Source organism: Streptomyces sp. NPDC059900 (assembly GCF_050270335.1).
In the GTDB taxonomy this organism is placed as follows: Bacteria; Actinomycetota; Actinomycetes; order Streptomycetales; family Streptomycetaceae; genus Streptomyces.
In genome coordinates, this window is the sequence record NZ_JBNNJZ010000616.1 from 1 (window position 1) to 4616 (window position 4616).

Below are 4616 nucleotides of genomic sequence, written 5' to 3' on the forward strand. Positions count from 1 at the left end.
GTGTTCGCCTCCACCTGAAGGAGCACAACCATGCGTGTTCGTACTGCCTTTGCCGCCGCTGCGCTGGCCGCCACCGCGATTCTCGGCGGAGCCGGCGCTGCCGCCGCCGACGCCGGCGCGGAAGGTGTCGCTGCCAATTCGCCCGGCGTCCTCTCCGGGAACGCCGTGCAGGTCCCCGTGCACGTCCCGATCAACGCCTGTGGCCTGGGAGTGAATGTCCTCGGCGCACTCAACTCGGCCTCGGGCAACACCTGCGTCAACAAGTGACCGACTGCACCTGACGCAGGGCGCCCCAGCCCTGCCCACATGCCGGGCACGCCGCCCTTCCCTTCTCGGCGGCGTGCCCGGGCTCAGTGGGCGAAGCCCCAGTCGAGGATCTTGGTGGCGTCGTCGAAGGCCTCCTGGTCGGAGCCGACGATCGCGCCGACCAGGGTGCGGTTGTCGCGGTTGGCGGCGAAGACGAGGGAGTAGCCGGCCTCCGCGCCGCTGCCGGTCTTGATGCCAAGCGCGCCGTCGTAAGTGCTCAGCAGGTCATTGGTGTTGACCCAGGTGTAGTACCGGGTGCGGCCGTTGGCCGCCGGAGCCTCGGTCTCGAACTTCTTGATCTTCACGATGTCGGCGAACACCGGCTTCAGCATCGCGCGCTGGCCGAGCTTGGCCAGATCGCGGGCGGTGCTGCGGTTGTCGCCGTGTGAGATGCCGTCGAAGGAGTCGAAGTGCGTGCCGGTCAGGCCCAGCTGCTGGGCTTCGGCGTTCATCTGGTTCTGGAAATCGGCGATCCGCGCGTCCATGGTGTCCCCGGAGCCGAAGCTGTCGGCCAGGGCCATCGCGGCGTCCGCACCGGAGGGAAGCAGCATGGCGTGCAGCAACTGCTTGACGGTCAGCTTGTCGCCGAGCTGGAGGTCGGCCGTGCTGGAACCGTTCTGCGTCACGTAGTCGCGGTACTCCTGCTTCACCGTGATCTGCCGGTCCAGGTACTCCGGTTGCTTGAGCACCACCAACGCGGTCATGATCTTGGTCGTGCTGGCCATCGACACGCTCTCGTCGGCCTTGGCCCCGGCCCACATCTCCCGCTCCTGGCTGCCGTCGCGGGCGTCGAGGAGGAAGGCGTGGTCGGCCTTGACGCTGGGGGCGTCCCGGGCTCCCGTGTCCAGCGCTTCCTTGCCCCGGTCGGCGGGAGCGACGGCGTCGGCGCTCGCCTGGTCGCTGTCGTCGGCGGAGTGTGCGGGGCTGGTGGTGGCCGCCTGGGCGAGACCGCCGGCGGTGATCGGCAGGACGGCGCCGACGAGGGCGACCGTCGCGAGCCGGGCGCCGGTCCGGTGCAGCCGGTTGGGGCGGGCGTGGGAACCCATGTGGCATCTCCTCCCGGCGCGGGGCGCCGGCTTGTATCAGAAACTCGGTGCATACCGAACCTACTTTGGCGTCAGCGGCCAATTCAAGATCGATATGTCATAGCCGGGTAACAGGCGTGACCCCCATGAAGATGCGGTGCAGAAAGCCGACGGGTCGCATGAGGTGTCTTGCGTGCCGCGCCCGTACGACTTCGGTGGCCCACCACCGGGCTACTACTGGGCCGGGTGCAGGGGAGTTGCCCCGCTCCCGGCCCAGTCGCAGAGTTATTACTCCTTGAGGAACCCGGTGATCTGCGGGGCGATCTTTTTCGGTGCCATGACGACGGCACCATGGTTGAGTCCGGGCAACGTGCGATGGTCGGCCTGCGGCAGGATCTCGGCGATGGCCCGGGCGGCGCGCCGGAAGGCGGCCGGACTCTTGCCGCCGGTCAGTACGCGGGTGGGCACGGTCACGCCTTTCCACTCCGCGGCGTCCAGCGGTCTGCCCTGCTGCGTGTCGCCCATGACCGCGATGTCGTAGGGCAGGGTGCGTGCCATGCCGGTGAGGTTCGACCAGATCTTCGGCATCAGCTTCATGAAGTGCACGGCGGTGCCGGGCATGCCCTGCACCTTGGTCATGAAGTACTTGACTGCGTCGCTGTTCCTGCCGTCCGTGAGCAGCGCGGTGATCTGCTGGGCGAGATCGGCGGGCGGCCCGTCGTCGCCCTCCGCGATCACGAACGGCGGCTCGTACAGGGCGAGACGGTCGACGTTCAATCCGGCGGCAGCCGCGCGCAGGGCGAGGACCGCTCCGGAGGACGATCCGAACAGCGACGCCGAACCACCTATGTGCTCGATCAGGGCTGCGATGTCCTCGATCTCCCGCTCAGGGGTGTAGGCGTCGGAGTCACCGCTGCTGCCCCGCCCGCGCCGGTCGTAGTTGATCACGGTGAAGTGCTGTGCGAGAAGAGCGGCGAGTTTGGTCGTGTCGGAGCGGTCGGCCAGGGCGGAGGCCACCAGGACGACGGCCGGCCCGTCGCCCGACTTCTCGAAGGCGATCTCGGTGCCGTCGGCGGAAACGACGCGGGATTTGGCAGGGGCCGACTTCTCCCGGGCTGCTGACATAGACAGATTTCTCCAGTTCGAAGGCCGTACAGCTGCGTTGACTTGCAGCCGGTCAGACCCCGTCCGGGCAGAAAACTCATCGGTGCCCGGGCTGCCAAGCCCGTCCACCGCCTGACGAGAGGGAGGGCGGAGCCCCGGTCGGGCCCCGCCCAGGGGGAGCGTCGGTGTTACTGCGGGCGCGGGCCCTGTTCGGTGTCGCGCGGGGCCACGGTCTCGCCGGGGATGATCCGGGGCGGCGTGGCGCCTTGGCGTTCCCCGGTATCCCGGGTGTCGTGGTTGTCCGTGGCTGTGTCCTTGTCCTTGAGGGACTTCGCCTCGGCCTTGAGGATGCGGGCCGACTTGCCTGCGCTGCGCGCCAGTTCGGGGAGCTTCTTCACGCAGAGCAGGAGGACGATCACGATCAGGATGACGCCTATCTCGCTGAGGCCGAACACGTCAGTCCTCGCCTCCCTCGTCCTCGTCGTCCCCCTCGAAGAAGTCGCCCACCTCGTCGACGACTTCGGCGGCGACCATGCCGCCGACCACGCCCACGGCGAGCCCCGCCGCGCCCGCCGCCACGACCGTTCCCATGCCGGGCCCCGAACGCTGGTGACCGCCGCTGTGGTGCTCGCCGTGGCCGTGGCCGTTCTCGTAGCTGTGGCCGTGGCCTGAGTCGTACGACGCGTGGTCGGCGTAGGAGGAGGTGTGCTCGACCAGTTGGCGCACCCAGCCGTCGACCAGGGTGTTCCAGTCCTGGTGGTGGACGCCGTCGTGGCTGACGGTGAAACGGGTGACCGCGTCGTGGCCGCCGGAGAAGAGGCCGCCTCGCTTGTCGGCCTCCAGGACAACCTCCATGCCGCCGGGGGTGGCGAGGAAGGTCACCTCGATCTCGTTGACCGCGTGGGCGTACTGCGGGGCCGGGGTCAGCTCCAGCTCCTGGTAGAAGGGGAGTTGCTGGCCGGTGCCGCCGATGCGGCCGTACTCCAGGTCGGCGGACTTGAAGCCGAAGCCGAGCTGTCCGAAGGCTTCCAGGATCGCCTCCTGGACGGGCAGCGGACCGACGGTGAGCTGGTCGAGGTCGCCCTTGTCCTTGGCGCCGGCGACGGAGAGCTCGGTGCGCACGCCAAGGACGATGCCGAGGCCCTGCCCGTACAGTTCCGTGATCGGGGTTTCCCACGGCAGCGTCACCGTGAACGGCACGCTGTGCTCCGTGCCTTGCCGGAGGCGGAATCCGCCCCCGACCACGAACTGGTCGAAGGCCACCACGCCGTGGTCCTCGCCGTCCTGGTGCTCGACCTCGACGCGGGCGACGAGTTCCATCGTGATGTGCTCGATGTCGAAGTCGCCGCTGCCACCCTGGAGGTGGACCTGGCCGGACAGGGTGCCGCCGGGGGCCGTGGGCCCGGGGGCGAGGACGGTGTCGACCGTGGGGCCGCCCACGCCGAGTGAGCCGAGCAGTCGTTTGAACACCATGCTGGCGTTCACTTCCTTATCTGCGTACGAGGGTTACGAGAGCGTGCGGACGCCCGTGAGCGGCCGGGCGGACACCCTCGCTCTACAGGCGTGTAGAAGCATATGCGGGGCGGCGGTGTCGTGGTGGCCGTGCGAGCCGCGCGCGGCGGGAAAGTCCGAAAGGCGTCGACGGTGGCGTCCGTACACGCGCTTGACGAGCGGGTTTCGCTGTGGTTTTGCCAAGTCCCCTCACGCTCTCAGGAGGGCTCTCCGTAATGGTCGGCGACCGCGGTGGCGCGGTTGCGCAGGGAGGTGCGCAGCGACTGCGGGGACAGGGCCTCCGCGTCCGTGCCGAGTTGCCACAGCGCCCACTCGGCGTGCCGGGAATCCTGGAAGGTCAACTCCAGCCGCGGCCAGCCGTCCGCGGCGGGTTCTTCGGCGCGGACGGCCAGTGCGGTGTCCAGGAGTTCCTCCCGCCGCGCCGGGTTCACCCGTACCCGCACGGTGATGTGATCGCTGCCGGAGAGGAACCGTGCGGAGCGATCCCGCCAGATCCGGTCCAGATCGACCCGGCTCGGCCGCTCGGCTGCCTCGGGGAGTTCCTCGGCGGCCGATATCCGCGAGAGGCGGTAGGTGCGGTCCTCTCCGGACCGCGTGGCCAGCAAGTAGCCCCGGTCGCGTACGGTGACCAGACCGATGGGGTCCACCGTGCGCCACTGCGGTGTCTGG

The 4616-nt window shown here is 69.2% G+C and carries 6 protein-coding genes; 1 reads left to right on the plus strand and 5 read right to left on the minus strand.

Annotated elements, in window-relative coordinates; genetic code table 11:
• The first annotated feature begins 30 nt into the window (after positions 1-30).
• Entirely contained in the window at positions 31-267 is a 237-nt protein-coding gene (locus ACQKIP_RS40360) for a chaplin (protein ID WP_365856245.1), read from the plus strand.
• Between the two features lie 83 nt (positions 268-350).
• Here the strand turns inward: ACQKIP_RS40360 and ACQKIP_RS40365 are convergent, their stop codons facing one another.
• From ACQKIP_RS40365 to ACQKIP_RS40385, 5 genes are all read right to left on the minus strand, one after another.
• Complete coding sequence (locus ACQKIP_RS40365; RefSeq protein WP_365856247.1) at positions 351-1352, minus strand: D-alanyl-D-alanine carboxypeptidase family protein; 1002 nt, start codon at positions 1350-1352, stop codon at positions 351-353.
• Positions 1353-1619: 267 nt separating this feature from the next.
• Positions 1620-2456 (minus strand): alpha/beta fold hydrolase, encoded by an 837-nt coding sequence (locus ACQKIP_RS40370; RefSeq protein WP_365856249.1) that lies wholly within the window; start codon positions 2454-2456, stop codon positions 1620-1622.
• Positions 2457-2623: 167 nt separating this feature from the next.
• Positions 2624-2890: a twin-arginine translocase TatA/TatE family subunit gene (locus ACQKIP_RS40375; RefSeq protein ID WP_365856251.1), complete on the minus strand. Its 267-nt coding sequence runs from the start codon at positions 2888-2890 to the stop codon at positions 2624-2626.
• A gap of 1 nt (position 2891) precedes the next feature.
• Positions 2892-3908, minus strand: a complete 1017-nt coding sequence (locus ACQKIP_RS40380; RefSeq protein WP_365856253.1) for a sporulation protein — start codon at positions 3906-3908, stop codon at positions 2892-2894.
• Between the two features lie 236 nt (positions 3909-4144).
• The coding region (locus tag ACQKIP_RS40385; RefSeq protein WP_427745314.1) for a helix-turn-helix transcriptional regulator at positions 4145-4616 on the minus strand (472 nt) is incomplete at its 5' end.